The organism is Serratia fonticola (assembly GCF_001006005.1).
GTDB classification, from domain to species: Bacteria; Pseudomonadota; Gammaproteobacteria; order Enterobacterales; family Enterobacteriaceae; genus Chania; species Chania fonticola.
Genome location: NZ_CP011254.1, coordinates 5,053,088 through 5,078,864 on the forward strand (window position 1 = coordinate 5,053,088; position 25,777 = coordinate 5,078,864).

The 25,777-nt window shown below is 52.5% G+C and carries 25 protein-coding genes; 11 read left to right on the forward strand and 14 right to left on the reverse strand.

Annotated features, from left to right (window positions below; genetic code table 11):
- The first annotated feature begins 382 nt into the window (after nt 1-382).
- Both yeaG and WN53_RS22385 read left to right on the forward strand, forming a co-directional pair.
- A complete protein-coding gene (gene yeaG / locus WN53_RS22380) occupies nt 383-2,317 on the forward strand; it encodes a protein kinase YeaG (protein ID WP_024485394.1) in 1,935 nt (644 codons plus the stop codon).
- Between the two features lie 117 nt (nt 2,318-2,434).
- On the forward strand, nt 2,435-3,703 hold the full coding sequence (locus WN53_RS22385) for a YeaH/YhbH family protein (RefSeq protein WP_024485395.1): 1,269 nt from the start codon (nt 2,435-2,437) through the stop codon (nt 3,701-3,703).
- A 93-nt stretch (nt 3,704-3,796) separates the two neighbouring features.
- Here the strand turns inward: WN53_RS22385 and lysC are convergent, their stop codons facing one another.
- The 7 genes from lysC to cspE form a co-directional block, all read right to left on the reverse strand.
- Nucleotides 3,797-4,015: an Rz1-like lysis system protein LysC gene (lysC, locus tag WN53_RS29175; RefSeq protein WP_071784983.1), complete on the reverse strand. Its 219-nt coding sequence runs from the start codon at nt 4,013-4,015 to the stop codon at nt 3,797-3,799.
- Nucleotides 3,918-4,352, reverse strand: coding sequence for a DUF2570 family protein (locus WN53_RS22390; protein WP_024485396.1), 435 nt, complete (start codon nt 4,350-4,352; stop codon nt 3,918-3,920). Before WN53_RS22390 ends, lysC begins: the two co-directional genes overlap by 98 nt.
- 363 nt (nt 4,353-4,715) lie before the next feature.
- On the reverse strand, nt 4,716-4,967 hold the full coding sequence (locus WN53_RS22395; protein ID WP_024485397.1) for a hypothetical protein: 252 nt from the start codon (nt 4,965-4,967) through the stop codon (nt 4,716-4,718).
- A 97-nt stretch (nt 4,968-5,064) separates the two neighbouring features.
- Entirely contained in the window at nt 5,065-5,727 is a 663-nt protein-coding gene (locus WN53_RS22400) for an anti-sigma factor (protein WP_024485398.1), read from the reverse strand.
- Entirely contained in the window at nt 5,724-6,278 is a 555-nt protein-coding gene (locus tag WN53_RS22405; protein WP_024485399.1) for a sigma-70 family RNA polymerase sigma factor, read from the reverse strand. The genes WN53_RS22400 and WN53_RS22405 overlap by 4 nt, the downstream gene beginning before the upstream one ends.
- A 60-nt stretch (nt 6,279-6,338) precedes the next feature.
- Nucleotides 6,339-6,899, reverse strand: a complete 561-nt coding sequence (locus tag WN53_RS22410) for a fasciclin domain-containing protein (RefSeq protein WP_021181194.1) — start codon at nt 6,897-6,899, stop codon at nt 6,339-6,341.
- Between the two features lie 411 nt (nt 6,900-7,310).
- The gene (gene cspE / locus WN53_RS22415) at nt 7,311-7,523 is read right to left on the reverse strand and encodes a transcription antiterminator/RNA stability regulator CspE (protein ID WP_024485401.1); all 213 of its coding nucleotides are present in this window, start codon (nt 7,521-7,523) and stop codon (nt 7,311-7,313) included.
- Between the two features lie 359 nt (nt 7,524-7,882).
- Between cspE and WN53_RS27695 the strand changes: the two genes are divergently transcribed.
- Entirely contained in the window at nt 7,883-8,059 is a 177-nt protein-coding gene (locus WN53_RS27695; protein WP_021181193.1) for a GhoT/OrtT family toxin, read from the forward strand.
- Between the two features lie 45 nt (nt 8,060-8,104).
- On the opposite strand, the gene WN53_RS22425 is transcribed toward WN53_RS27695, so the two are convergent.
- Nucleotides 8,105-10,222 (reverse strand): TonB-dependent siderophore receptor, encoded by a 2,118-nt coding sequence (locus WN53_RS22425; protein ID WP_024485402.1) that lies wholly within the window; start codon nt 10,220-10,222, stop codon nt 8,105-8,107.
- Nucleotides 10,223-10,546: 324 nt separating this feature from the next.
- Between WN53_RS22425 and WN53_RS22430 the strand changes: the two genes are divergently transcribed.
- The 3 genes from WN53_RS22430 to WN53_RS22445 all read left to right on the forward strand — a co-directional run bounded on the left by WN53_RS22430 (nt 10,547) and on the right by WN53_RS22445 (nt 13,201).
- Complete coding sequence (locus WN53_RS22430; protein ID WP_024485403.1) at nt 10,547-11,029, forward strand: hypothetical protein; 483 nt, start codon at nt 10,547-10,549, stop codon at nt 11,027-11,029.
- Between the two features lie 295 nt (nt 11,030-11,324).
- Entirely contained in the window at nt 11,325-11,885 is a 561-nt protein-coding gene (locus tag WN53_RS22440; RefSeq protein ID WP_024485405.1) for a 3'-5' exonuclease, read from the forward strand.
- A gap of 122 nt (nt 11,886-12,007) precedes the next feature.
- Nucleotides 12,008-13,201 (forward strand): multidrug effflux MFS transporter, encoded by a 1,194-nt coding sequence (locus WN53_RS22445; RefSeq protein WP_024485406.1) that lies wholly within the window; start codon nt 12,008-12,010, stop codon nt 13,199-13,201.
- Between the two features lie 2 nt (nt 13,202-13,203).
- On the opposite strand, the gene dadX is transcribed toward WN53_RS22445, so the two are convergent.
- Entirely contained in the window at nt 13,204-14,280 is a 1,077-nt protein-coding gene (gene dadX, locus WN53_RS22450; RefSeq protein WP_024485407.1) for a catabolic alanine racemase DadX, read from the reverse strand.
- A gap of 23 nt (nt 14,281-14,303) precedes the next feature.
- Nucleotides 14,304-15,608: a D-amino acid dehydrogenase gene (locus WN53_RS22455; RefSeq protein ID WP_024485408.1), complete on the reverse strand. Its 1,305-nt coding sequence runs from the start codon at nt 15,606-15,608 to the stop codon at nt 14,304-14,306.
- Between the two features lie 526 nt (nt 15,609-16,134).
- On the opposite strand from WN53_RS22455, the gene WN53_RS22460 reads away from it, so the two are divergent.
- Complete coding sequence (locus WN53_RS22460) at nt 16,135-17,670, forward strand: SpoVR family protein (protein WP_046808301.1); 1,536 nt, start codon at nt 16,135-16,137, stop codon at nt 17,668-17,670.
- Between the two features lie 67 nt (nt 17,671-17,737).
- Here WN53_RS22460 and fadR read toward each other — a convergent pair whose 3' ends face one another.
- Complete coding sequence (gene fadR / locus WN53_RS22465; protein ID WP_021181184.1) at nt 17,738-18,457, reverse strand: fatty acid metabolism transcriptional regulator FadR; 720 nt, start codon at nt 18,455-18,457, stop codon at nt 17,738-17,740.
- A gap of 243 nt (nt 18,458-18,700) precedes the next feature.
- On the opposite strand from fadR, the gene nhaB reads away from it, so the two are divergent.
- The 4 genes from nhaB to WN53_RS22485 all read left to right on the forward strand — a co-directional run bounded on the left by nhaB (nt 18,701) and on the right by WN53_RS22485 (nt 23,062).
- Nucleotides 18,701-20,275, forward strand: a complete 1,575-nt coding sequence (nhaB, locus tag WN53_RS22470) for a sodium/proton antiporter NhaB (RefSeq protein ID WP_046808302.1) — start codon at nt 18,701-18,703, stop codon at nt 20,273-20,275.
- 122 nt (nt 20,276-20,397) lie between these two features.
- Nucleotides 20,398-20,928 (forward strand): disulfide bond formation protein DsbB, encoded by a 531-nt coding sequence (dsbB, locus tag WN53_RS22475; protein ID WP_021181182.1) that lies wholly within the window; start codon nt 20,398-20,400, stop codon nt 20,926-20,928.
- 656 nt (nt 20,929-21,584) lie between these two features.
- Nucleotides 21,585-22,484 carry a Kdo hydroxylase KdoO gene (gene kdoO / locus WN53_RS22480; protein WP_024486624.1) on the forward strand — a complete coding sequence of 300 codons (900 nt, stop codon included), beginning with the start codon at nt 21,585-21,587 and terminating at the stop codon, nt 22,482-22,484.
- A 140-nt stretch (nt 22,485-22,624) separates the two neighbouring features.
- The gene (locus WN53_RS22485; protein WP_024486625.1) at nt 22,625-23,062 is read left to right on the forward strand and encodes a universal stress protein; all 438 of its coding nucleotides are present in this window, start codon (nt 22,625-22,627) and stop codon (nt 23,060-23,062) included.
- Nucleotides 23,063-23,265: 203 nt separating this feature from the next.
- Here the strand turns inward: WN53_RS22485 and WN53_RS22490 are convergent, their stop codons facing one another.
- The 3 genes from WN53_RS22490 to WN53_RS22500 all read right to left on the reverse strand — a co-directional run bounded on the left by WN53_RS22490 (nt 23,266) and on the right by WN53_RS22500 (nt 25,691).
- Nucleotides 23,266-23,712, reverse strand: a complete 447-nt coding sequence (locus WN53_RS22490) for a YcgN family cysteine cluster protein (RefSeq protein WP_021181179.1) — start codon at nt 23,710-23,712, stop codon at nt 23,266-23,268.
- 212 nt (nt 23,713-23,924) lie between these two features.
- The gene (locus tag WN53_RS22495; protein ID WP_024486626.1) at nt 23,925-24,581 is read right to left on the reverse strand and encodes a fumarylacetoacetate hydrolase family protein; all 657 of its coding nucleotides are present in this window, start codon (nt 24,579-24,581) and stop codon (nt 23,925-23,927) included.
- A gap of 90 nt (nt 24,582-24,671) precedes the next feature.
- The gene (locus tag WN53_RS22500; RefSeq protein ID WP_235167066.1) at nt 24,672-25,691 is read right to left on the reverse strand and encodes a lytic murein transglycosylase; all 1,020 of its coding nucleotides are present in this window, start codon (nt 25,689-25,691) and stop codon (nt 24,672-24,674) included.
- Nucleotides 25,692-25,777: the final 86 nt, after the last annotated feature.

A 25,777-nucleotide genomic window follows, 5' to 3' on the forward strand; every position in this document is an offset into this window, starting at 1 on the left:
CCGGATCTTTACAATAGAAAACAACCAAGATCGAATAACTTAGAACCCAAAGATGAATTATTGATGGCAAAAAGATGACGTTTTTTGCTGCAACCCGCGCCAGACAAGGCATTTGCCGCCGCTCGCCATAACTGAGTCATTGAAATGACTTAAAAAAGACCCTTTCTCTTGCAGGAAATTTTCCAGTATGCAACTAAGCTTAAAATCAGAAGGTGAATTTAGGCTGAGCCCAGTGGCAATACAGCGCAACTCGCGAGAATAAGCGCACCAAGTTGGCATACGGGTTGCTGTACTCAGTCATAGCTTCACGCTTTCGGGAGCCAGAATACCAACACCAGCTCCTTTTTTAACCTGTGCTAATAACGAAAGGACGGGCATCGCCATGAACATATTTGACCACTATCGCCAGCGCTACGAAGCTGCCAAGGACGAAGAGTTCACACTGCAGGAATTTCTTTCCATCTGCCGGCAAGATCGCAGTGCCTATGCCAATGCGGCAGAACGTCTACTCATGGCTATCGGTGAACCAGTTATGATCGATACCGCGCTTGAGTCGCGTATGTCTCGCCTGTTCTCCAACCGCGTGATCGCACGCTATCCGGCATTCGAGGAGTTCTATGGCATGGAAGAAGCTATCGAACAGATAGTTTCTTACCTGAAACACGCTGCCCAGGGCCTCGAGGAGAAGAAACAAATCCTTTATCTGTTGGGCCCGGTGGGTGGCGGTAAATCCTCGCTGGCAGAACGGCTGAAAGCCTTAATGCAGCGTGTGCCGATTTACACCCTGAGCGCCAACGGCGAGCGCAGCCCGGTCAATGACCATCCGCTGTGCCTGTTCAACCCGCAGGAGGATGCCACTATTCTGGAAAAAGAATACAACATCCCGACGCGCTATCTTGGCACCATTATGTCGCCGTGGGCCGCTAAACGCCTGCATGAGTTCGGCGGGGACATTACCAAATTCAAAGTGGTGAAGGTACGTCCTTCAATACTTGAACAAATTGCCATCGCCAAAACCGAACCGGGCGACGAAAACAACCAGGATATTTCTGCGTTGGTGGGTAAAGTGGATATCCGCAAGTTGGAAAACCATGCGCAGAACGATCCGGATGCCTATGGCTACTCCGGCGCACTGTGCCGCGCCAACCAGGGGATCATGGAGTTCGTGGAGATGTTCAAAGCGCCAATCAAGGTGCTACATCCTCTGTTGACCGCCACCCAGGAAGGTAACTACAACGGTACCGAGGGGATTTCTGCCCTGCCGTTCAGCGGTATTATCCTGGCGCACTCTAACGAATCGGAATGGGTGACCTTCCGCAACAACAAAAATAACGAGGCCTTCCTCGACCGTGTTTACATCGTCAAGGTGCCTTACTGCCTGCGGGTGTCGGAAGAGATTAAAATCTACGACAAACTGCTGGATAACAGCGAACTGACCCATGCGCCTTGCGCCCCTGGCACGTTGGAAACGCTGGCTCGCTTTACCGTGCTGTCGCGTATGAAAGAGCCAGACAACTCCAGCATCTATTCGAAGATGCGTGTCTACGATGGTGAAAGCCTGAAAGACACCGATCCGAAGGCCAAGTCGTATCAGGAGTATCGTGACTATGCCGGTGTGGATGAAGGTATGAACGGCCTCTCGACCCGTTTCGCCTTCAAAATTCTGTCTCGGGTGTTCAACTTTGACCATGCCGAAGTCGCGGCTAACCCGGTACACCTGTTCTATATCCTGGAACAGCAGATCGAGCGTGAGCAGTTCCCGCAGGATCTGGCGGAGAAATACCTGGAGCACCTGAAAGGCTACCTGATCCCGAAATACGCCGAGTTTATCGGCAAAGAGATCCAGACCGCCTATCTGGAATCCTACTCGGAATACGGTCAGAACATTTTTGACCGCTACGTGACCTATGCAGACTTCTGGATCCAGGATCAGGAGTACCGTGATCCAGATACCGGACAGCTGTTTGACCGTGAGTCATTGAACGCTGAACTGGAGAAAATCGAGAAGCCTGCGGGTATCAGCAACCCGAAAGATTTCCGCAACGAAATCGTCAACTTTGTCCTGCGTGCCCGTGCCAATAACAGCGGCCGGAACCCGAACTGGACCAGTTACGAGAAGCTGCGTACGGTTATCGAGAAGAAAATGTTCTCGAACACTGAAGAGCTGCTGCCAGTCATTTCCTTTAATGCTAAAACCTCAACGGATGAGCAGAAAAAACACGATGACTTCGTCGACCGGATGATGGAGAAAGGCTACACCCGCAAGCAGGTTCGCCTACTGTGCGAATGGTATCTGCGGGTGAGAAAATCTTCATAAACCGACGACCGCTGACGTCATAGATAGCCTATACCTGGGGATTTCGGGTTGTAGCCTGGCGGCTACAGCCTGAAAGACCCAAGGTAGAGAAAGTTGGCAACGTTGTTTGGGGGATGTATGGCGTATTTCATTGACCGACGGCTGAATGGCAAAAACAAGAGCATGGTGAACCGCCAGCGCTTCTTGCGTCGCTATAAGTCGCAAATCAAACAGTCGATTGCCGAAGCCATCAACAAGCGTTCGGTCACCGACGTGGACAGCGGGGAATCGGTATCGATCCCCGGTGGCGATATCAACGAGCCAATGTTCCATCAAGGGCGCGGCGGTAAACGCCATCGCGTTCATCCCGGTAACGATCACTTCGTACAAAATGACCGCGTTGAACGTCCACAAGGCGGCGGCGGTGGTGGTGGCGGCCAAGGCAATGCCAGCCAGGATGGAGATGGCCAGGATGAATTTGTCTTCCAGATCTCCAAAGATGAGTATCTCGACCTGTTGTTCGAGGATCTGGCGCTGCCTAACCTGAAGAAAAATCAGTACAAGCAGTTGACCGAATACAAAACCCATCGTGCTGGCTACACCGCCAATGGCGTACCGGCCAATATCAGCGTGGTGCGTTCGCTGCAAAACTCACTGGCACGTCGAACCGCCATGACCGCTGGTAAGCGGCGCGCTTTGCATGAGCTTGAAGACAGCCTTGCCCAGTTGGAAAACACCGAACCGGTGCAACTGCTGGAAGAAGAACGCATGCGTAAGGAGATTGCCGAGTTGCGCAAGAAAATCGACAGCGTGCCGTTTATCGACACCTTCGACCTGCGCTACAAGAACTACGAACGTCGGCCTGAACCCTCCAGCCAGGCGGTTATGTTCTGCCTGATGGACGTCTCTGGCTCGATGGATCAGGCAACCAAAGACATGGCCAAACGCTTTTATATTCTGCTGTATCTGTTCCTCAGCCGAACCTATAAGAACGTTGAGGTGGTCTATATCCGTCACCATACCCAGGCAAAAGAAGTGGATGAGCAGGAGTTCTTCTACTCACAGGAAACCGGCGGCACCATCGTTTCCAGCGCCCTGAAGCTGATGAACGAAGTGGTCGAAGAGCGTTACGATCCTGCACAGTGGAATATCTATGCCGCTCAGGCTTCGGACGGGGATAACTGGGCTGATGATTCACCACTGTGCCATGAACTGTTGTCAAAAAACATTCTGCCGATGGTGCGTTACTACAGCTATATCGAAATTACCCGCCGTGCTCACCAGACGCTGTGGCGTGAATATGAGCATCTGCAGGCGACGTTTGAAAACTTTGCCATGCAGCATATCCGCGAGCCGGATGATATCTATCCGGTGTTCAGGGAACTCTTCCACAAGCAAACGGCGTGATCTAATAGAAAACGGCCAGCAACGAAAGTTAGCTGGCCGTTTTAGCTCATAGGGGCGCGACATACTCGCCAGCCAGCCGCAACCGCTATAAATTCAGCAACATTGCCACTTAATCAACGCTTCGACCCGTGAAGCGCAGATATCAAGCTCACTCTGGCTCACCTGTAAAGCTATGACGGCATCCCCGAAAGTCTCCCCGATAAATGGTGTCTTCTCACACTTCTGTAGCAATACCGCTGGCGGATACACGTAGATCAGTTGCGGAGCTGGTGGCACCGGTTTTGGTTGCTCCGCGCAGGATATCGAGAGCATCAGCAGGCAACCGCTGATGACCGCAGTCGTTATCCTCCAGCGCTTTGCGTAGCGTTTTATTTTCATCATCGGCCTTTACTCTCTTTTGCTGTTCAATCTTGAGCTGTTGTTCAGTAGCACGACGGTCGGCATCCGCGGCACCTTTCAGCGCATTGATGGTTTCGTCTCTTCCATTCAATGCCCTGCCCAACTCCTCGTTATCTTTCTGGTACAGGCCTATGTCGGCATTCAACGCATCAATACGCTGACTCATGCCAAACAACAGGGCAGCGAAGCCTAAGATCATCAGTAGCGGCCAATGGCCTTTGGAAAACTGGATCAACCCTGCCAGGCTCATGATAGAAATACCCCACACTCGGCAGGCTGGCGATTCACCAAGCCCCGCAGCTTGTGATCCTTGGTAAATCTCCAATGAAGAGAGCGACCGCCAGCACTTTGTATACTTGTCTGCATTTGAGATACCCCTGAACGAATCCAAATACCTGTTTGGATGAACAGTATCTCAAGGAGGAAAGATTCGGGATATTCGAAGGGGTTGTACCAGCCATGTCACAACTCGCTCTCTGCCGATAGTGAAGTCAGCATTAGCAATGAAAAAATCCCCCCGAAGCGAGATTTTTGCATTGGATAACTCAACTTATTGCTGGCAGATGTGGCGTATCACTCAATGGCTAGGTTGCTTGCGAGGATTGTTGCCAAGTCACAACAAATATCTAAAATCGCGGATATCGGGGAACAGGCCCACCGTCCTAAGATGGCGGTTGCAGATAAACCAGATCTCATCCCGGTCGTTCGAGAGGATAAAATAAGCATCGGCGGTTTCCGAAGGATTGTACATTCCTAGCGCACGATAGGCAGTATGCGGGCTAAATCCGCTATCCAACGGATAAGGCTTGGGCGCATTGTCCATCTGCACCACTCTCAAGTACAGCCCTTGCTCGATCCATATCATAAAGTCACCTGTAACGATTTTTGATAACTTTAGTATGGTCGTAAATAGGATTATCGTCACCGTCGGGGGAAAATCATCAGCAATAATATCAATCAGATCACAGTGAAGTTAACTGGCCGCTGTAAAGCACCGGGCCGGTAGGGAGCCCTGTATGTGAGCCACCCGCTGGCTCCAGGCTGATGGCAATGGTCATGCCCTGCGCCAGCGCCATCGAGTTCACTGCCAGCTCGGTCGGCTTCTCTGCAGCAACCAATCCTAAGGAACGCGGCTTTTCACCCGGCGAGATCGCCCACAGTTGCAGGCTATTGGCTACGGCTAACGTTTGCGGGTTAAGCGGGGTTAGTCTCAGATGGCGTTTGCCACTGTCCATGCTGACAATCCATTGCCCACTGCCCTGCTGACCTGCATTGAGCACCACTGCCGGAGCAAAATCCTGCGGCTGGGTGATAAAACGCGGCACCAGCAACAATGCGGCCAAACCGGCAGCCAGCGCCCAGCCAAGATAGTCCCAGCGTTTACGTCGTGGCGTGGCCTCAATGGGCAAACCAAGTTGGATCTTCTTCCACACGCGTTCCGGTGGCAATACCGGGGTCAATGCCAGATCCAACGGAGCCAGCAGCGTTTGCCAACGTGCAACCAAGGCGGCCAGCGTCGGTTCCCGCTGGATACGCCGTTCAAAGTGCAACCGTGCGGGCCCGCGCAACGTGCCCAAGGCATATTCCGCTGCTAAAGCCGAGTCATACTCACCTTTGCTTTTCATAGGCCCACACAGTTTTTCAAATGATCCAACGCCCGGCGGATCCAGCTTTTGATCGTGCCAAGCGGTTGTTGCAAATGTGCCGAAACCTCGCCATGAGACATACCTTGGTAGTAAGCCAACACAATGCTCTGCCGTTGTTCAACGTTCAGATGGTTCAGGCACTCGGCCAGTTTTTCAGCCTCCTCACCCAGCAGCAAGTGACTGACAGGTTCTTCCGCGCTCGCCCCCAAGTCATCCAGCCACTCCTCTTCCGTTTGCCCCGCCCGGCCACCAGCACCGCGCAGCCAATCAATAGCCTTATTGCGCACAATGTGCGTCAGCCAGGTCAATGGGGAGCTGAGATTGGGGTCATAGCTGGCAGCGCGATTCCACACGCTGATAAAGCTTTCATGCAGCACCTCTTCAGCCCAGGATTGGCGACGCAGTAAACGCAGAGCAACGTCAAACAAGCGGGGCGACGTCTGTCGATAAAGCTGTTCAAACGCGTTGCGGTCGCCAAGCGCAACGGCTTGCATCAATTCGACATGTTGTTCAGGAAGTGCTTTGGTCATGTCCTGTCCTATCAAGGTGCGGGCAGCCTTTTGGCAGCCTGCACCTAGTATAGACGGGATTTATTTTGGCAACAGAACGCTGTCGATAACGTTGATCACGCCATTTTTCTGATAGACATCATAGGTGCTGATGTTGGCAATATGACCTTGGCCATCTTTGAGCTGAATATTGTGGGGGCCATTATTCATAATCCACAGAGGTTGGCCATTGACCGTTTTCAGCTCGGCCGTGCCGTGCCCTTCCTTGATTTTCTTCTCCAGCTGTTTCATATCATAGCGGCCAGCAACCACATGGTAGGTCAGCACTCCGGTCAGTGCCGCCTTATTTTCAGGTTTGAGCAAGGTATCGACCGTTCCGGCAGGCAGTTTGGCAAAGGCTTCATTGGTCGGAGCAAACACCGTAAACGGGCCAGCGCCTTGCAGAGTATCAACCAAACCTGCGGCCTTCACCGCAGCAACCAGCGTGGTGTGATCTTTGGAGTTGAGGGCATTCTCGACAATATTTTTGCTGGGGTACATGGCGGCACCGCCTACCATTACCGTATCGGACATCATGGCAGCCATTGAGACGCTACTGAACAACAGTGATGAACACAGGGCAGTACAGAGAAGCTTTTTCATGGTCATATCCTCGAAGGGTGATGTGGGAAGATGTCCTCACATAGCCATATACGTAGTGAACGAGAATATTGGATGCAGTAATCAGAAAATATTTTTCGAGCGGGAAAATGGATGTAAAAAACCCCGGCGTAAACGCCAGGGTTAAAAGTAGTGCCGGTCACTTTCCCGGCTGTCATGATGCGGTGCAAGCGTCCATCGAACACTCCAGCATTGCACAGCCTAAGCACGGCCTTTTCACAACAGAAAAGCAAACTTTGGTGAAATTGGCTTTTCTGTCTACCCTCATGGCTAGGAGGATATATGCAACCCCGGCACCAGGCCGGGATTGATGTGGTAGTGTCGATATCGCTTGTCTGCTCCGGTCTACACCATCATCGCTATTGCAAGTTTCAACCACACTACCCAGTCACATTACATTGCTGTAACGTTAACTGCTGATGGGCCTTTGGCGCCATTTTCGATGCTGAATTCAACCTGCTGGCCTTCATCAAGCGTCTTGTAATCATTACCCTGGATTGCAGAGAAGTGTACGAACACGTCTTTGCTGCCATCAGCAGGAGAAATGAAACCAAAACCTTTACCAGCGTCAAACCATTTTACTAAACCAGTCATTTTATTAGACATAGATACTTCCTTCATTGTTTTTTTAGGCCGCCATAATGGCGAATGAGGTCTGCAATTCAGTGGAAACTTATGGGGGCACTAGAAGGAAATTCGCGGAAGAAGAGGTATCTGTCGGATATCGCTAATACTGAGAACTACTTTACTAAAACTGCTTTCATAAGGTCTGTACTTCAAACCGATGACGCTATTTACTCATAACCCAGAGTTATTAGCAAGGGCTATTTATAATTAATTTCGATAAGGCGCTCTTTCAGCCGTGCGACAAGCCGCCCTTTCCGCCCTTTTACACCGCATTAACACATTGATTACTTGTGGGGAGCCGCCTAGAATGAGCGGTAAAAATTACCGGGATGGTTTTCATGTTATCGCTGTGGGAAGTCACGCAATACGTTTATTTTATTGGCCTGTTGGTTTCGATGATTGTCACTTTTCTGGTCAGCCGCGATACCCTCCCCATCCGCCTGCTTAGTGCGCTGATCATCGGCCTGACCTGGCCACTCAGCCTACCCGTAGTGCTGTTGTTTTCGCTGTTTTAGCGCCTCATCCCGCTCACGTTCAGCGGGATGAGTACGGTTTAGCCGTTAAAAGTTATACCCCACGGTAGCGATAACTGAACGCCCCGCTCCCCAATAGCAGTAGCCAGTGCCATAGCAGCCAGCAACATATTCCCGGTCCGTCAGGTTATTGGCGTTCAGCTGCACATAAGCCCCTTTTAACGACGGTTTTACGCTGTCCAGATCCATGCGCACCGAAGCATCCAGCAGCGTGACCGAAGGAATGCGCAGGGTATTCTCATTATCCGCCCACTGTTTGCCAATATAACGCACGCCAGCCCCCAGATTGATACCCAGCCCCGCCTTGTATTGCCCCCATAAAGAAGCCATCTGATTAGGCGCCAGGTATGGCGTATTGCCATCGTTACCGTCAACGGCATCCTTGAATTTCACTTTGTTGTAGCTGTAACCGGCAATGACATTCAGGCGCTCGCTCACCTGGCTACGAGCCTCCAGCTCAATCCCTTGTGAATGTACCTTACCGGCAGGCACATAGTAACTGTCCTTCACCACGCGGTTGGCTACGTCATTCTGCGTCAGATCGTAGAGGGCAATGCTGTAGATCGAGCTACTGCCTGGAGGCTGATACTTCAGCCCGGCCTCATATTGCTCGCTGGTGGTGGGTTTAAGCAGATGCCCCTCTTTATCGGCCAGGACCGCTGGCGTCACCGCGGAGCTGTAACTCATATACGGCGAGAAACCGCTGTCAAAGTGGTACAGCAAAGAGGCTCGGCCCGTAAAGTGGTCGTCAGTACGGGCATCGGTAGAATCGGTATTCAGCACGGTATTCTTGGTTTCCAAACGGTCAACACGCCCGGAAAGGTTGAGATACCAGTTGTAGAGGCTGACTTCGTCCTGCAGATAGACGCCGGTCTGCTCATAACGCCGTTTAGAGTCGGTGTGACTGAGAATAGTGATATCTGGCCCGCCGGAAACGCCGGTGAACGGGTTCAACGGCGTGGCCGAACCAGACTCTTCCCACAGGTTATTGGTAAAACGTTGATAATCCAGCCCCAGCATCACCTTGTGTTCCAGCGCACCAGTCGCGAACTCCGCCGCCAGTTGGTTATCCACGGCATAAGCATCCAACGACGTATTGGAGCCGCTGTACCAACGGTTCAACTCGCTGCGGTCGGCGTTCCAGCCAATCTGGTAAACCTGCTCCAGCTCTACGTTGGAGTGGGTGTAGCTGGCGTTTTGACGGAATGACCAGACGTCGTTAAAACTATGCGAGAAGTCATAACTGTAGATTTGCTGCCAACGTTTGAACACATTGCGGCTGCTTTCGCCGTCAAAAAATCCCCGGCCCAGTTTGTCCCCACTGGTGGTATAAATGCTGCCGTCTGACGGCACCGCGCTGTGGTAGCCACCGGAAGGATCTTTTTGCAGATTGGCCTGCAACAATAATGAGGTATTTTCATCCGGTTGCCACAGCAACGAAGGCGAAATCGCATAGCGCTCTTCACGCTGATGGTCATACATGGTGTCGCTGCTGCGGGTAATACCGGTCAAACGGTATGCCCACTGCTCGTTCAATGCCCCAGTCGAATCAAACGCACCGCCTTTGGTATTGTTGTTGCCGGCCATGACATTAACGTGGTTTTCAGTGGCAAACTGCGGCCGTTTGCTGGTCATCGCCACTAACCCACCAGGGATACTTTGCCCATACATCACGGAAGACGGGCCCTTAATCACGTCAATGCGTTCCAGGAACCAAGGGTCGATCTGCAAAGCGTTATAACTGCCGCCGTCGCTAAGCAGGCGCAGGCCGTTCAGGAAGGTGTTATTGACGTCGCCACCGTGGAAACCGCGCAGAGCGATAGTATCGTAACGCGTCGCGCCACCAGAAAAGTTAGTGAAAACGCCTGGGGTATATTTCAGCGCATCGTTAACCGTCAAAGCCCCTTGGTCGCTCATCTGTTGGCGTGTTACGACTGAGACGGATTGCGCGGTGAGCACCAGGGGCCGATCCGTTTTAGTGGCCCCCTGGCTGGTGCTGGCCTCATAGCCATGCGTTGCCGTTTCCGCCGTATCGGCGGGTTTGGCCGTGACCACGAGGGTATCTTCAGCAAAAGAGGTCAATGGCAGGAAAATCGCTAGCGAGCAGTAAAGATAAGAACGACTGGCAGGAAAAAACGCAGGCATACCTGTATTCCCCATGGGATCTATTGAAATTGCACCGAAAACGTACCGCGCCGGCAACGCTGGCCAGTTTGGCGTACAGAGGTCACGGTGCTCTGATGTTGTTAGATAATAAATACTAATAACAATGATAATTATTATCTTTACCATCAATGAATTCAAGTAGCAAAATGCACTCTGGTGATGGGCGTTTCAGGCGAGTTTATGGGTTTATGATTGGTACGTCATCCTGGAGAAAACCTTTACCTCAGCAGCTTATGCTCCTGAGCCGTTTAGTTTTCATTTAGCTGTTAAATGCTATAAATCTGGATAACTCAAGGAGTGTGCATGACTCAAACAGCAAATCCTATCCCTGCCCCCTCCAGAAGACTGAAAGTGGTCTATGGCTGGTATGTTTATACGGTGTATGCGTTACTGATCTTTAATCTCTATCTGGCGGTATACAACACTTGCGTCCGCCACCCCTTTGAATCACCGTTAATCTCCATGGCTCATAGCCTGTTTATCGCTTTTCTGCTCAGCCAGATCCTGAAGAAACGAACAGGGTTCAGCTGGGTATTGCTGATCTACTTTATGACCATGCGACTGTATTACGCCAATATTTTGCACACTGAGTTCTCCACCGCCAGCCTGAGCCTGGTTTGGATCGTCATAACAATGTTACTGGCTGGTACTCTAACCGTTAGGCAATTCAACACTAACAAGGTGCAACAGGAAGGGTTGGCGCGCTTTGGTTGGCGCCAATGGGCCGTGTTAATCGGGATAACGGCGATATTGACGCTATTAGTCACCCGCGACTATCTGGGGTGACGTGTGACTGTGGGATGTGAGGTTCAGAGATATCCACCATGCGGCAGATTTTACTTAAGTTTTGCGCGTTTTCGCAGATTTTATCGGTAACGTAAACGCCAAAATAGCCTAATACCAGCAGATAGCCGATCATACATAGAATAAAAATAAGTGTTCTCAACGCTAGCTACCAACTCTGCAACATGACTAAAGTCATCATACCGTGAACAGACCGTTTTCGCCTATTTCAAAGTAACTGGATATTCTGCCAGACTGTATGCAGTACCATCACGAGCTTGTTCAGCCTGGAGACCCCATGAACCATTTGATGCTAGATATTGAAACACTGGATATTACCCCGAGCGCGGTGATCCTGGTGGTTGCCGGCGTGTTTTTTAACCCCAAGACCGGTGAGTTAGGGGCAGAATTTGAAGCAGCAGTGAACAGCCAGCAGGAACAACCGGGCCGGACAATCAGTCTGGATACCGTGACGTGGTGGGCAAAACAGTCAGACGAAGCTCGTAAACAGGCCTTCGGAGGCAGCGAAAGTCTCAAGCGGGTATTAACCAACCTGAGCCGTTTTATTCACATGCACAGCACCGACACGGTGAAAGTCTGGGGCAATGGCAAAGAGTTTGATTGCTCGATCCTGGAACATGCCTACCACCAGTTGGCAATGCCTTGCCCCTGGAAGTTCTGGGATACCCAAGACGCCCGCACTATCATTACGCTGGCTGAGTTGCATGGTTTCAATCCCAAGAAACAGCGTCCGTTTGAAGGCACACCACACCGGGCGCTGGATGATGCCAAACACCAGGCGCGCTACGTTGCAGATACCATTTCAGCGCTTTATTACCGCCAACCCGCGGTAAAATGATCGCGCCAGGGAAAATCAAGCGCAAACGGTTTCCTGTCTGTCATCAATACGTTATCGCTTCCCATTTGCGGTTGGGAGCTCTACTCTAGTCCTCTTTGTCATTCGGATGTGCCATTTTTGTTATGCAAAAATTTCTCTTTCTCCTGCTCAGCCTGGTGTTGCTTGGCCCTCTGGGAATTGATCTCTATCTGCCCACCATTCCTGCCATTGCCCTGGGCCTTAACAGCAGCGAAGCCTTGATCCAATCCACCATTTCGCTGTTTATTCTGGTGTTGGGTCTTGGCCAGGTGATCGCCGGTCCGCTGGTGGATAACTACGGTCGTAAGCCGGTGGCTATCGCCGGGATCCTGATTTATATGGTGGGCGCAGCCATGGCCGCGCTGGCGACAACGGCGGATATCTTTGTCGCTTCACGCCTGATGCAAGGCGTGGCCGTTTGCTGTACCGCCGTTGTAGCATTCAGTGGCGTGCGCGATCGGATGAATGGCGATGACGCCGCACGCGCTTTCGGTTTCCTCAACGGCACGCTGAATATCATTCCTGCACTGGCCCCGCTGCTCGGTGGCTTGCTGGCAGAAGCCTTCGGCTGGCGCGCCCCATTCTGGTTCCTGGTCGGTTATGCCGCGGTGGTGTTATTGCTGGTCATCTTCTTCCTGCCGGAAACCCGCCCCGCTACTACCGTAGCCGTCAAAGGGCTGCCGGTACGACAGTATCTGCGCATTCTTGGCGATCGCCGCTTTATCTCCTTTGCTGTGGTCAATGCAGGGGCGATGGGGATGGCGCTAACTTATGTTTCATTGGCACCTAACGTGCTGATGGGCACTGCCGGGCTATCACCGCTCCAGTTCTCTTTGGTATTTGGTGCCAACGGTTTCTGGATCATGCTGGTCAGCTTTGTCGCCAACCGCATCATTCACAAGATTGGCCGCCCTTTCTGCCTGGCAACCGGCGGCATACTAATGGGGTTAGGCTGTCTCGCGTTAGTGTTGGGCGTGGCACTACTGGGTGACGCTGCACAAAGCCATTGGTTGGCGTATATCCTGCCCGTGGCCTGCGCCTGTGCCGGATTGGCTTTTGTCATGGGGCCGTCAACCAGCTATGCGTTGGAGCCTTATTCTAACGAAGCTGGTGTGGCTTCGGCACTGGTAGGTTTTATTCAGATGGCCGGGGGTGCCGCGCTGGGCCTGATCGCGATGGCGTTACCACTGCAACCGAAAATGTCGCTGGCGTTGGTGATGCTGGTAGGTTGCCTGCTGGCGCTACACGCACGGCAGCGCAGCAAGCAAATCAAAGGGCAGTTGAAAAAGATCGGCTGAGTCTATTCTTCTACAACAATAGGCACCCGTGCCGCCAAGGCTGTCAGCAGTTCGTAACCCAAGGTTCCGGCTGCGGCAGCCACATCATCGACCGGCAGTTTCCTTCCCCAGAGTTCGACATCAGTACCAATGGTTGCCTGCGGGCACGGCGTCAAATCCACCGTCATCATATCCATGGAAACCGAACCTACCGTGTGCGTCAGCACACCGTCCACCCAGACTGGAGTCCCGGTGGGCGCATGACGAGGATAGCCGTCCGCATAACCACAGGCTACGACGCCGATACGCTGCGCCCCACCAGCGGCATAGCGCCAGCCATACCCTACCCGGTCTCCCGCTTGCAGCTGTTGGATGCCAATGATCTTGCTGCTCAGCGTCATCGCCGGTTGCAAACCAGTAGCGGCGATGTCCTGCCAGTGGCCGCTGGGTGATGCGCCATAAAGTATAACCCCCGGCCTCACCCATTCCCCCTGCGTCTGTGGGTGCCACAAGGTGGCCGCCGAGTTGGCCAGACAACGAGGCAGATCAATCGCAGCAGTCGCGCGTTCAATCACGGCCATTTGCTCCGTTACGCCTTCAGCACCGTCGGCGGTGGCGAAGTGGCTCATTAGCGTTATCGAACCAATATTACGCAGCTCCTTTGCGGCTAGCCAAGCGCTGTGCAACCGCTCCGGGGCAAACCCTAGGCGGTTCATACCACTGTTCAATTTGAGATAAACATCCAGCGGTGCCTGTAAACGCGCTTCGGCAATCGCCTGTAGTTGCCAGTCGCTGTTCACCGCAGTGGTTAACCGGTAACGATCGATCAGCATCAGGTCTGCTGGCTGGAAAAAGCCCTCCAGCAACAGAATCGGCCCCTGCCAGCCAGATTCGCGTAGTAACACTGCCTCGTTAAGATCGAGCAAGGCAAAACCATCACTATTCTCGCCCAGGCTGCGCCAGACGTGCTGCAAACCATGGCCATAGGCATTGGCCTTAACAACGGCCCAGATTTTAGCCGTAGGCGCAAAACGACGAACTACCTGCAGGTTATTGGTCAACGCGGCCAAATGCAGCGTAGCGGTAATCGGGCGAGGCATGAGCTCTCCTATCAGATTGGGTTTCAGCGTGCCGGGTGCACGTCATTCAAGGGAACAACAGGTCCCTGCCGAAAGTCTGCGCGGTAACGCGCCACCGCCAGATCGTCTGAAGCAATGGCCGGAGTGACCCCAGAGATCAAGTCGGCAAGCAACTGCCCGGAGCCGCAGGCCATCGTCCAACCTAAGGTGCCATGGCCGGTATTCAAATAGAGATTTTTCAGCGGAGTGCGCCCCACGATTGGCGTGCCATCTGGTGTCATCGGGCGCAGCCCCGTCCAGAATGTTGCCTCCTCAACACACCCACCGTTCGGATACAGATCGCGTACCACCATTTCCAGCGTTTCACGCCGCTTCTGCTCCAACTGGGTATTGAAGCCAACAATCTCCGCCATACCGCCCACGCGGATGCGCTTATCGAAGCGAGTAATGGCAATTTTATAGGTTTCGTCCAGCACGGTAGAGAATGGCGCGGCCGCTTCATCGGTTATCGGGATGGTTAATGAGTAACCTTTCAACGGATAAACCGGAATGGACACCAGATCGCGCAGTAGCGCGGTAGAATAGGCGCCGAACGCCACAACATAGCTATCGGCAGTAATGATTTCACCATCACACTGCACGCCGGTAATTTTATCTCCTTCCACCAGCAAGCGTTCAACGTTGCGGTTAAACAGGAAGTTGACTCCGGCCTGCTTAGCCAGCTTGGCCAACTGCTGGGTGAACAGTTGGCAGTCCCCGGTTTCATCATTCGGCAGCTGTAAACCGCCAGTCAGCTTATGGGCAACCTGCGACAACGCCGGTTCAACCGTCGCCAACTGGCTGGCCTCCAGCAGTTTGTAAGGCACTCCGGCGTCCTCCAGCACGGCGATGTCCTTGGCCGCGCTGTCAAACTGCTGCTGGGTGCGGAACAGTTGCAGCGTGCCGCCTTGACGGCCTTCGTACTGGATGCCGGTTTCCTGACGCAGAGCTTTAATGCAGTCGCGGCTGTATTCCGCCAGACGCACCATACGGCCTTTATTGGTCATATAGTGGGCGGTATCGCAGTTTTTCAGCATCTGCCACATCCATCGCAGTTGGAAACTGCTGCCGTCTAGGCGGACTGCCAACGGCGCGTGACGCTGGAACATCCATTTAATCGCCTTCAACGGTACCCCAGGTGCTGCCCAAGGTGCGGCGTAACCCGGAGATATTTGCCCGGCATTGGCCGCACTGGTTTCCAAGGCTGGCCCGGGTTGACGATCGATCACCGTCACCTCATGGCCCGCTTTTGCCAAGTACCATGCACTGGCAACCCCTACCACTCCGCTACCTAAAATAACCACTCTCATCGCTGACTCCAGCCCAAGGATCGATAAAGCACAATCTACCAATAACAGGAAATTAACTCAGTGGAAAAAACTACTCAACAAATCGTTTATTAATCGTGACAATATTCACAATTATTTTATCGTTGATGCGCCAGGCTTTGGCAATAGTGGTTAAAAAATAACGATAAGATGCTGTTAAAGCGCATTTTGACGAAAAATCAGGCTATTCACCCGCCAAAAACATCAGCGAAAACAACCAGCGCCATATGGAATAACAATCTTCACAATCTGGAATATAAATCTGTTTAATTAAATATTTCAGGCTAATAATTCCAGCCACGCCCATTGCACATCAGTTTCCTCTGCCTCACGGTCCGAATGCCAGGTTGAGTACCGCCACAGGCCGCAAAGCGGGTTTAAGCGTAGCTACCCCAAGTGGTTATCAGTGCTCAGCACGGATGATTCCAAACGATTTATTACGACTTGGACTATCATTGTTAAAGGGTCTGCCAAAAGAGCCGACGCCGTTCATAACGAGGGTGCGCTGATGACTACTTCGACACAGAAAAAGGTTAAGGAAGATAAACGTCTGAGCGATGGACCGGACTGGACATTCGACCTGTTGCAGGTGTATCTGGAACAGATCGACCGGGTTGCCAAACATTACCGGCTCGACACCTATCCGCATCAGATCGAGGTCATTACCTCCGAACAGATGATGGATGCCTATTCAAGCGTCGGGATGCCGATCAACTATACCCACTGGTCATTCGGTAAAAAGTTCATCGAAACCGAGCAGCGCTATAAGCATGGTCAGCAGGGGTTGGCCTATGAGATCGTGATCAACTCCAACCCGTGTATTGCCTATCTGATGGAAGAAAATACCATCACCATGCAAGCACTGGTTATGGCTCATGCCTGCTATGGGCACAACTCGTTTTTCAAAAATAACTATCTCTTCCGCAGTTGGACCGACGCCAGTTCGATTGTCGATTATCTGCTGTTTGCCCGCCATTACATCAGTGAATGTGAGGAACGCTATGGCGTGGAAGAAGTAGAAAAGCTGCTGGACTCCTGCCATGCGCTGATGAATTACGGGGTCGATCGCTACAAACGGCCACAAAAAATCTCGCTGGTGGAAGAAAAAGCCCGCCAAAAGAGCCGTGAGGAGTATCTGCAAAGCCAAGTCAACTCGCTATGGAAAACCCTGCCGCGAGTCGATCGCGAAGCCCTGCCGGAACAGGCCGTGCGTTTTCCTCGGGAGCCGCAGGAAAACATTCTCTATTTTATGGAGAAAAACGCCCCGTTGCTGGAATCCTGGCAGCGTGAAGTGCTGCGCATAGTGCGTAAGGTAAGCCAGTATTTCTACCCGCAAAAACAGACGCAGGTGATGAACGAGGGCTGGGCCACCTTCTGGCACTACAGCATCCTTAACCACCTGTATGACGAAGGGCGCGTGACGGATCGCTTTATGCTCGAGTTCTTGCACAGCCATACCAATGTGGTCTACCAACCACCGTACAACAGCCAATATTACAGCGGCATCAACCCGTACGCGCTGGGCTTTGCCATGTTCCAGGACATCAAACGGATCTGCCAGTCGCCGACCGAAGAAGATCGCTACTGGTTCCCGGATTTCGCCGGCAAAGACTGGTTGGACACCCTGCACTTCGCCATGCGTGACTTCAAGGATGAGAGCTTTATCAGCCAGTTCCTGTCACCGAAGGTGATGCGTGATTTCCGCTTGTTTACCGTGCTGGATGACGATCGCAACAATTATCTGGAGATTTCAGCGATCCATAACGAAGCGGGCTATCGGGCGATACGTCAGGAGCTGTCGGCTCAGTACAACCTGAGTAACCACGAGCCCAATATTCAGATCTGGAATGTGGATCTGCGTGGCGACCGTTCATTAACGCTGCGCTACATTCCGCAGGACCGGGCTCCATTGGATAAAAGCCGCAGAGAAGTGATGAAACATCTGCATCGTCTATGGGGGTTCGACATTATTCTGGAGCAGCAAAACGAAGATGGCAGCGTTGAGTTGCTGGACCGCTGCCCACCAAGACCCAACGCGTTATAAAGCGGCAATATGACAAAGGGGCGCATGCAGCGCCCCTTCAACTATCTGATTACGGGAATAACGCGAATTAACGACGCGCTTCGGTCAGATCGCTTGGCATAGTGCCCTGCATGCTCTGCCAAATAGCCCCACTCTCTTTACCGTAGTTACGCACGCAATCCATCACCTGATCATACATCTTCTCATGACACAGGCTAGACAGCTTGTTGTAGAAGGTCAGTGCGAGTTTGCGCGCTTCCGGGTTGGAGAAGTAATAACGGCCAACACGGGTATACAGCCCTTTCAAGCCATTGAGGATCAGGCCGTAAATCGGGTTGCCCGAGGCAAAGGCCAAGCCACGGAAAATTTCATAGTCGAGCTGGTTGAAGGCATCCGCCTGATCGTCAACCAACGCCGCTTTCGCCAACACTTCCTGCGCCTGCTCCGGGTGGTTACGCACCGCCGCACGGATAAAGATCGAGGCAATATTGGTCCGCACTGACAGCAGATTATCGATCAGCTGCGGTACGCTGTTATGATCGAGCCGGGCCAGGGTTTCCAGAATATTAAGGCCGGAGGTTTCCCAAAAATTGTTCACCTTGGTCGGCTTGCCGTGCTGAATAGTCAGCCAGCCGTCACGGGCCAGTCGCTGTAGAACCTCACGTAATGTGGTGCGCGTGACGCCAATCAGTTCTGAAAGCTCACGTTCCGCGGGCAAAATAGAGCCGGGAGGGAAGCGGTTATTCCAAATACTTTCAATAATATACTCTTCCGCGAAACCGGCAGGACTCTGCGCCTTTATAACCATGTGTTTGATGTTCCGTAACGACGATAATCAGTAATTGTAATCGGCAGATCATACCAGATCGCCGGGGCATCACATAGCGCGAGCCAAAAACAATAAACGAAAGTGTGCATAAGCTGGCAAAAAGATGAAAAAAACCACTTCGCCGAAATTTCAGGCTATTAGGGCTTCCTTGTTTGCATCAGCCCCACTGCCGTTGTTAGGGTATGACGAGCCAACTCACTTTAAGGTTTCGCAAAAACAAGCATGGATATGACAATACGCTCGGCATTGGTAAAGAACTTTCTCGGGGCGTCCCCCGATTGGTACAAACTGGCCATCATCAGTTTTCTGGTGATCAATCCCTTGGTATTTTTCCTGGTCAGCCCTTTCGTGGCAGGCTGGCTCCTGGTTATCGAGTTTATCTTTACGCTGGCGATGGCGCTGAAATGCTACCCGCTACAGCCCGGCGGACTACTGGCCATTGAGGCAGTGTTGATCGGCATGACCAGCCCCGCACACGTCAGCGCGGAAATTGCCAGTAATCTTGAGGTGTTATTGCTGCTGGTGTTTATGGTGGCAGGCATCTACTTTATGAAGCAATTGCTGCTGTTTGTGTTTACCAAACTGCTGCTGAACATCCGCTCAAAGATGCTGCTATCGTTGTCCTTCTGCGTTGCCGCTGCACTGCTCTCTGCCTTCCTGGATGCCCTGACCGTGGTCGCGGTGGTGATCAGCGTCGGCACGGGTTTTTATTCGATCTACCATAACGTCGCCTCCAATCAGAAAATCGATATTAGTGACGATAGTCACCTGGAAGATGCCGACCATAAACAGACGCTGGAACAGTTCCGCGGCTTTCTGCGCAGCCTGCTGATGCATGCGGGCGTCGGCACCGCTCTCGGGGGCGTGATGACCATGGTAGGCGAGCCGCAGAACCTGATCATCGCCAAAAGCGCCGGGTGGGGCTTTGGCGAATTTTTCCTGCGCATGACCCCCGTCACGCTACCGGTGTTCGTTTGCGGTCTGTTGGTTTGTCTGCTGGTTGAACGTTTTGCGGTATTTGGCTACGGCACCAAACTGCCGGACCAGGTGCGTAGCGTCCTAAAAGAGTTCGATCGCCAGGCAACGGCCAAGCGTAGCCGCCAGGAAAAAATGAAGTTGGTGGTACAGGCGTTAATCGGCCTCTGGTTGGTGATTGCCTTGGCCTTCCACCTGGCGGAAGTGGGCCTGATTGGCCTCTCAGTGATCATTTTGGCAACCTCTCTGTGCGGCGTAACCGATGAGCATGCGATCGGTAAGGCTTTCCAGGAAGCCCTGCCCTTTACCGCGCTGCTGACGGTGTTCTTCACCGTCGTGGCGGTGATCATTGAACAGCAGCTGTTTTCTCCGGTGATCCACTATGTGCTACAAGCACCGCCGAGCTCACAGCTTTCCCTGTTTTATCTGTTCAACGGTCTGCTCTCTTCCGTTTCTGATAACGTTTTTGTCGGTACGGTTTACATTAACGAAGCTCGGGCGGCACTGGCGGACGGAGCAATTTCACTGCAACAGTTCGAACTGTTGGCGGTAGCGATTAACACCGGTACCAATCTGCCTTCGGTGGCTACACCCAACGGGCAGGCTGCTTTCCTGTTCCTGCTGACCTCTGCCCTGGCACCGTTGGTACGTCTGTCTTATGGCCGTATGGTCTGGATGGCGTTGCCTTACACGGTAGTGTTGACCCTGGTTGGTCTGCTGTGTGTGCAGCATACTCTGGCACCGGTAACGGACCTGTTTACCCAATGGCAGTGGTTAATGCCGCTACCGCTTGACGCAACGGCCCCAATCGCTGCACATTAGCCGCCATAACCGTCCCTGCAAACGACGATATTTTTCACTGAATCGTCGTTAGATAGCTGGCAGCGGGGATGAATTGGTTTACACTGCCGGTTCAATTGCTTACTGCATGGAAGAATATAGATATGTTGCAATTCTTTAACCGCTGCTCGCAGGGGCGCGGTGCTTGGCTGTTGTTGGCTCTGACTGCATTGGTACTGGAGTTGGCGGCCCTCTATTTTCAGCACGTGATGCTGTTACAGCCTTGCGTAATGTGTATCTACGAACGTGTCGCGCTGTTCGGGATTTTGGGAGCGTCACTGCTTGGTGCATTGGCGCCGAAGTCGCCGCTACGCTATGTGGCGATCCTGCTGTGGATTTACAGTGCCTGGGAAGGCCTGCAGTTAGCCTGGAAACACACGATGATCCAGCTGCATCCATCGCCGTTTAATACCTGTGATTTCTTTGTCAGCTTCCCATCCTGGCTGCCGTTAGACAAATGGGCGCCTGCGGTGTTCCACGCTTCAGGTGACTGCTCGGTGCGCCAGTGGCAGTTCCTGTCGTTGGAAATGCCTCAGTGGTTGGTGGGGATTTTTGCTGCCTATTTGCTGATCGGGATTGTGGTTCTGCTCAGCCAATTTGTCCGCCAACGTAAACGCGATCTGTTTGGCCGCTAACGCTAAAACATCGCAAAAACGGCGCCTGAGGGCGCCGTTTTTTATTGCTACTGAGGCTTACCGAGTAGGGCCGCTACATGCTGCGTCCGTTTGGGTAATCAATGGCATCGTGTGTAGTAGGCAAGCAACATCAAGTATGGGTAAAGTAATACACGAGCACGATCAGTACTCCGGCCACGGCAAATAGGCGTACCATTTTCATCATCACATTCTCATCACAGGCGGAGGTGCCGACAAGCTACCTAAGATTTTGTTTAAAAAGAAGCGTCCACCAGGCGATTACGACGTAATTTACATAACATTAAGTTTTGTTGCGGTTCCCCGCCGATATACCGCCCAATCTTTGGCAATCCTCCCCTTTCAAGCACCGATATTTTGGCTACACTTAATCATTGACTGGCCGTTTTTCATTCACCGTATTAATACTTTAGGGCAGATATTAATAAAATGATGACGTATATAAGCCACTCCCCTCATCCGCCCTGATTTATTTCCCCCCTCGTTTAGCTTTTGTTTAACCTGACCGCCCGGTTAGCACGCGATTTCGGCTATGCTCTGCATGATAAAACGCCTACGTCAACCAAGGCCTCAGGCGCTCAACCAATGAACAGTCGCAGCCAATAAGATAGACAGGGTATTTTGAGCAAGGGATCACTATGTCAGAAAATAAAATCAATCTGCAATCGGCCATCACGACGCTGCCCTATTTAGACTGGAATGCTACCTCCTCTGCTACTCTGGATGCCGTAGCCGAGTTGGAAAGCGGCAAGGTGCTCTATTTCCCTCATCTGGCCTTTAATCTGACCGACGCGGAAAAAACCTTACTCACCCCAGAGTTGGTCGATCCCAAACGCAAAAATATTAGCTATCAGCCAGAACAGCAAAAGCTGACCGGGGTTGCCCTTGAGGCCAAACTCGAAGCGGTACATAAATTAATGGCTCGGCACTATCAAGCCTGCCAGCATTTAATCGATTCCGTCCTGCCCGAATATCGGCACGCAGTGCAAATGCCCACCAATAGCCTGCGTCTGCACCCGATCGCTGCATGGACAGCCTCGACTTCATGGCGCAAGGACGACAGCCGCCTGCATGTCGATGCGTTCCCTTCGCGCCCCAATTATGGCAACCGTATTTTACGCATTTTCACCAACATCAACCCTCATGGTGAAAGCCGCCAGTGGCGCGTCGGGGAGCCGTTCCCTCAATTGGCGCAACGTTTTCTGCCACGCCTGAAACGTTATTCGCCCTTTGCCAGTTGGTTGCTGGATAAAGTGGGTATTACCAAAACGCGCCGTAGTCACTACGATCATCTGATGCTGCAAATGCACGATGCGATGAAGGCAGACAAAGACTACCAGGAAAGCGGCCCCCAGCAGGCAGTGGAATTCCCCCCTGGAAGCAGCTGGATCTGTTTTTCCGATCAAACTCCCCATGCTGCTATGGCTGGCCAATATATGCTGGAACAGACCTTTATTTTACCGGTGAGCGCCATGAAAACCCCGCAGCATGCGCCGCTGAACGTCTTGCAAGAGTTGTTACACAAGCCATTGATATAGAAAGCCTGGCTTTTCAGCCGATCCGCGGGTTAATCGCTGGGTCGGCCATAACTTCGATCTGTGTCACCCCATTGGGGCAGCAAATTTGGTATATTAATCACGCAGTAGTATGCACATCACCTACTCATTATGGAGGTTGTATGTACAAGACTATCTTAGCGCCCATTGATTTGGCTGAAATCGAGTTAACACAGAAAGTCATTCCCACGATTAATTCATTGGCAAACATCGATTACCCGCATATCCATTTCCTCGCCGTACTCTCCCCTATGCTCTCTTATTATGAATATGGGCTGTCGCACCCCGAGCGGTTACTGCCCAGCGATGATGAGCGGATACAGATTGCGCTAGCGGAGTTAAAGAAAGCCGTTACGGCATTTGATATTCCGGAAGGCCGAGTGCACTGTTCGGTAGAGATCGGCGCGCCACGGGATCGGATTTTGAATTTTGCTGATGAGATCAACGCCGATCTGATCGTTGTCGGTTCGCGCAGACCCAGTATCACTACTTACTTGCTTGGCACAACGGCATCATCGGTCGTCAGGTATGCCAAAACCTCGGTTTTGGTGGTGCGATAAGCCTACTGCCCAGACGGCCTTTAATACCGCGACACCTTAAGCTTGAGACAGGTGGGAGTCATTGCAGGTTAGCCGACCGTTGAGCGCAGGGATGCGCGATACGAGCCCCCATGGACGGGTTCACGGCGTGTCGGCGTTCTGCATGACTCCCACCTGTAACACTATTCGATACAGCTACTTAGTTTATTCCCACATACCATCGCTTACCTGGCCCAGCTAGGTTTGTTGAGGATATGGTCCTGCCAATCTACGACTTCGCTTTCACGCACCGCGATATGGCGTACGGTAATACGCTCACCGTGCATTGCCGCTTTTGATCCGCTGACCAACGGGTGCCAGTCAAACAAGGGTTTACCCTCGCCGATCAGGCGATAGGCGCAGGTTGGCGGCAGCCAGTCGAACGTGGTGAGGTTTTCGCGCGTCAGCTTGATGCAGTCTTCTTCCAGCTCAAAGCGGCGCTCGTAGTTGCGGCACTGGCAGGATTTGATATTGAGCTGATCGCAGGCCACGTTGGTGAAGTAAATCTCATCGGTATCTTCATCGATCAGCTTGTTCAGACAGCATTGCCCACATCCGTCGCACAGCGATTCCCACTCTGCCTCAGACATTTCGTCCAGCGTCTTCTGTTGCCAAAAAGGGAGTTGTGACATATCGACTTCCGAAAATAGGTAAATGAACAAACCACCTGCAAGCAGGTTCAAGGGGGCACACTATATAGACACTCAGCGCAAAAGGAAACGTTTCCCCGGCTGCCCCTGCCTGCCGCAACGACATCCAGCGTGGATAATAACAGTGTAAGGTACCAAAGAGGTTTCTGCCTGCAACCCTCAGAAGGCCCGACAGGCAGAAAAATAAAGCGGGATTAAATCACTCGGGTGCTCAGGGTCTTACCGTTAAGCGAGATTTTCAGCATATCGCCGGAAACCATTGGCCCGACCCCTTGAGGAGTACCGGTCAGAATGATGTCGCCCGCACGCAGCGTAAAGAAACGGCTCATATAGGCAATCAGCGGCAAAATGGGGTTGATCATATCGCGGGTATTGCCCTGCTGGCGCAGTTCGTCATTGATCGACAAAGACAGCTCGGCATTTTGCGGATCGCCAAACTCAGCCACCGGAATAAAGCCGGAGATCGGGCAAGAGCCATCAAATGCCTTGGCTTTTTCCCAAGGTTGACCCGCCTTCTTGAACCCGGCCTGCAGATCGCGCAAGGTCAAATCCAGTGCCACGCCATAGCCCGCAATGGCACGGGCCACGCGATCTTCATTGGCCTGCTTTAACGGGGTACCAATCAGCACCGCCAACTCGACTTCATGATGAATCGACCCCAGCCCCTTGGGGATCGCTACCGGTTGACGAATATCACACAATGCTGTTTCAGGTTTGATAAACAACACCGGCTCAGGCGGGGTGACACTCCCCATCTCCTTGATGTGATCGCTGTAGTTGCTGCCTACGCAAACCACTTTGCTTACCGGGAAATCAAGCAACGCTCCTTGCCAGTCTCTATGTTGATACATACCGCCTCTCCCAACCACAGTGTAGGGGCCAGATAACCTCAGCCCATGATACGTACGGGGTGCCATTCCAGGCACCTGGTAGTTACCGACCTATTGACCGATATCGTCGGCCATCATTCCCACGCTGATCGCGAAATAATACGAACGATTCCAGTGCATGAGAGTACGGAAGTTATCATAAACCAAGAATGCGCGTCCTTGCATATCATCTGGAGCGATCACCCAACTACGCAAACCAGAGGCCGGTAAGGGTGAACCATCCGCTAACACCACTCCTTTTGCCGCCCACCGTTCCTCGCGATGCCCCTGGGCGTCTTTCAGCCCCAGTTGGTCAACATTGAATTGCGCGGGCAGTTTGACTTCACGGCCCCAGCCAACCCCAGCCTGCCAACCCTCGGTAGCCAAATAGTTGGCCGTAGAGGCAAACACATCGTCGAGATTATTCCAGATATCGATTTTACCGTCTCCATCTCCATCTGCGGCATAGGTCAAAAACGAGGTTGGCATAAACTGGCTCTGCCCCATCGCCCCCGCCCAGGACCCTTTCAGGTTGCCCGCATCAACGTGGCCCTGGTCAATAATCTGTAAGGCCGCCATCAGCTGTTTGGTAAAGAACGCTTCGCGCCGGCCTTCAAATGCCAGCGTCGCCAACGAAGAAACAACATCTTCCTTACCCTGTATCTTGCCAAAGGCGCTTTCCATACCCCATAGCGCGACAATGTATTGTTCCGGAACGCCATAACGCGCCGTCACTCGCGCCAGCTGTGGCTGATATTGCTGAAGCATCTCGCGGCCCCGCTGGATCTTCCACGCGGGCAGCACACGGCTGAGGTAATCATCCAGCGTGATCTTCTTTTCCAACTGATTGCGATCGGCATTAATCACCCGATCGACAAAATGCGCGTTGGCAAAGGCTGCCTCAACGGTAGCCGCAGGTATACCCTGCTTGATGGCCTGCCGCTTCAGTTGTTCCACATAGGCCGGGAACTCCGCCGGATCACGCCCGGTTTCTGCCAGCGTGCTCCCGGTTGGCTGCGTAGCTGGCGCGGGAGCTGCCCCCACCTGTTTAACGCAGCCAGCCAAAAGGAGCAGCGTTAGCATCATCGACATCTTCTTCATGATTTTCCCTACCTGTGACGACCTGTCGCCAGATGCAGATGATGCTTAAAAGCTGGCGTTAACACAGGGTTGAAAAT

Coding starts and splice junctions, on each gene's coding strand:
- yeaG (WP_024485394.1), top strand. CDS start 383: ATGAACATATTTGACCACTATCGCCAGCGCTACGAAGCTGCCAAGGAC.
- WN53_RS22385 (WP_024485395.1), top strand. CDS start 2,435: ATGGCGTATTTCATTGACCGACGGCTGAATGGCAAAAACAAGAGCATG.
- lysC (WP_071784983.1), bottom strand. CDS start 4,015: ATGCTCTCGATATCCTGCGCGGAGCAACCAAAACCGGTGCCACCAGCT.
- WN53_RS22390 (WP_024485396.1), bottom strand. CDS start 4,352: ATGAGCCTGGCAGGGTTGATCCAGTTTTCCAAAGGCCATTGGCCGCTA.
- WN53_RS22395 (WP_024485397.1), bottom strand. CDS start 4,967: ATGATATGGATCGAGCAAGGGCTGTACTTGAGAGTGGTGCAGATGGAC.
- WN53_RS22400 (WP_024485398.1), bottom strand. CDS start 5,727: ATGAAAAGCAAAGGTGAGTATGACTCGGCTTTAGCAGCGGAATATGCC.
- WN53_RS22405 (WP_024485399.1), bottom strand. CDS start 6,278: ATGACCAAAGCACTTCCTGAACAACATGTCGAATTGATGCAAGCCGTT.
- WN53_RS22410 (WP_021181194.1), bottom strand. CDS start 6,899: ATGAAAAAGCTTCTCTGTACTGCCCTGTGTTCATCACTGTTGTTCAGT.
- cspE (WP_024485401.1), bottom strand. CDS start 7,523: ATGTCTAATAAAATGACTGGTTTAGTAAAATGGTTTGACGCTGGTAAA.
- WN53_RS27695 (WP_021181193.1), top strand. CDS start 7,883: ATGTTATCGCTGTGGGAAGTCACGCAATACGTTTATTTTATTGGCCTG.
- WN53_RS22425 (WP_024485402.1), bottom strand. CDS start 10,222: ATGCCTGCGTTTTTTCCTGCCAGTCGTTCTTATCTTTACTGCTCGCTA.
- WN53_RS22430 (WP_024485403.1), top strand. CDS start 10,547: ATGACTCAAACAGCAAATCCTATCCCTGCCCCCTCCAGAAGACTGAAA.
- WN53_RS22440 (WP_024485405.1), top strand. CDS start 11,325: ATGAACCATTTGATGCTAGATATTGAAACACTGGATATTACCCCGAGC.
- WN53_RS22445 (WP_024485406.1), top strand. CDS start 12,008: ATGCAAAAATTTCTCTTTCTCCTGCTCAGCCTGGTGTTGCTTGGCCCT.
- dadX (WP_024485407.1), bottom strand. CDS start 14,280: ATGCCTCGCCCGATTACCGCTACGCTGCATTTGGCCGCGTTGACCAAT.
- WN53_RS22455 (WP_024485408.1), bottom strand. CDS start 15,608: ATGAGAGTGGTTATTTTAGGTAGCGGAGTGGTAGGGGTTGCCAGTGCA.
- WN53_RS22460 (WP_046808301.1), top strand. CDS start 16,135: ATGACTACTTCGACACAGAAAAAGGTTAAGGAAGATAAACGTCTGAGC.
- fadR (WP_021181184.1), bottom strand. CDS start 18,457: ATGGTTATAAAGGCGCAGAGTCCTGCCGGTTTCGCGGAAGAGTATATT.
- nhaB (WP_046808302.1), top strand. CDS start 18,701: ATGGATATGACAATACGCTCGGCATTGGTAAAGAACTTTCTCGGGGCG.
- dsbB (WP_021181182.1), top strand. CDS start 20,398: ATGTTGCAATTCTTTAACCGCTGCTCGCAGGGGCGCGGTGCTTGGCTG.
- kdoO (WP_024486624.1), top strand. CDS start 21,585: ATGTCAGAAAATAAAATCAATCTGCAATCGGCCATCACGACGCTGCCC.
- WN53_RS22485 (WP_024486625.1), top strand. CDS start 22,625: ATGTACAAGACTATCTTAGCGCCCATTGATTTGGCTGAAATCGAGTTA.
- WN53_RS22490 (WP_021181179.1), bottom strand. CDS start 23,712: ATGTCACAACTCCCTTTTTGGCAACAGAAGACGCTGGACGAAATGTCT.
- WN53_RS22495 (WP_024486626.1), bottom strand. CDS start 24,581: ATGTATCAACATAGAGACTGGCAAGGAGCGTTGCTTGATTTCCCGGTA.
- WN53_RS22500 (WP_235167066.1), bottom strand. CDS start 25,691: ATGTCGATGATGCTAACGCTGCTCCTTTTGGCTGGCTGCGTTAAACAG.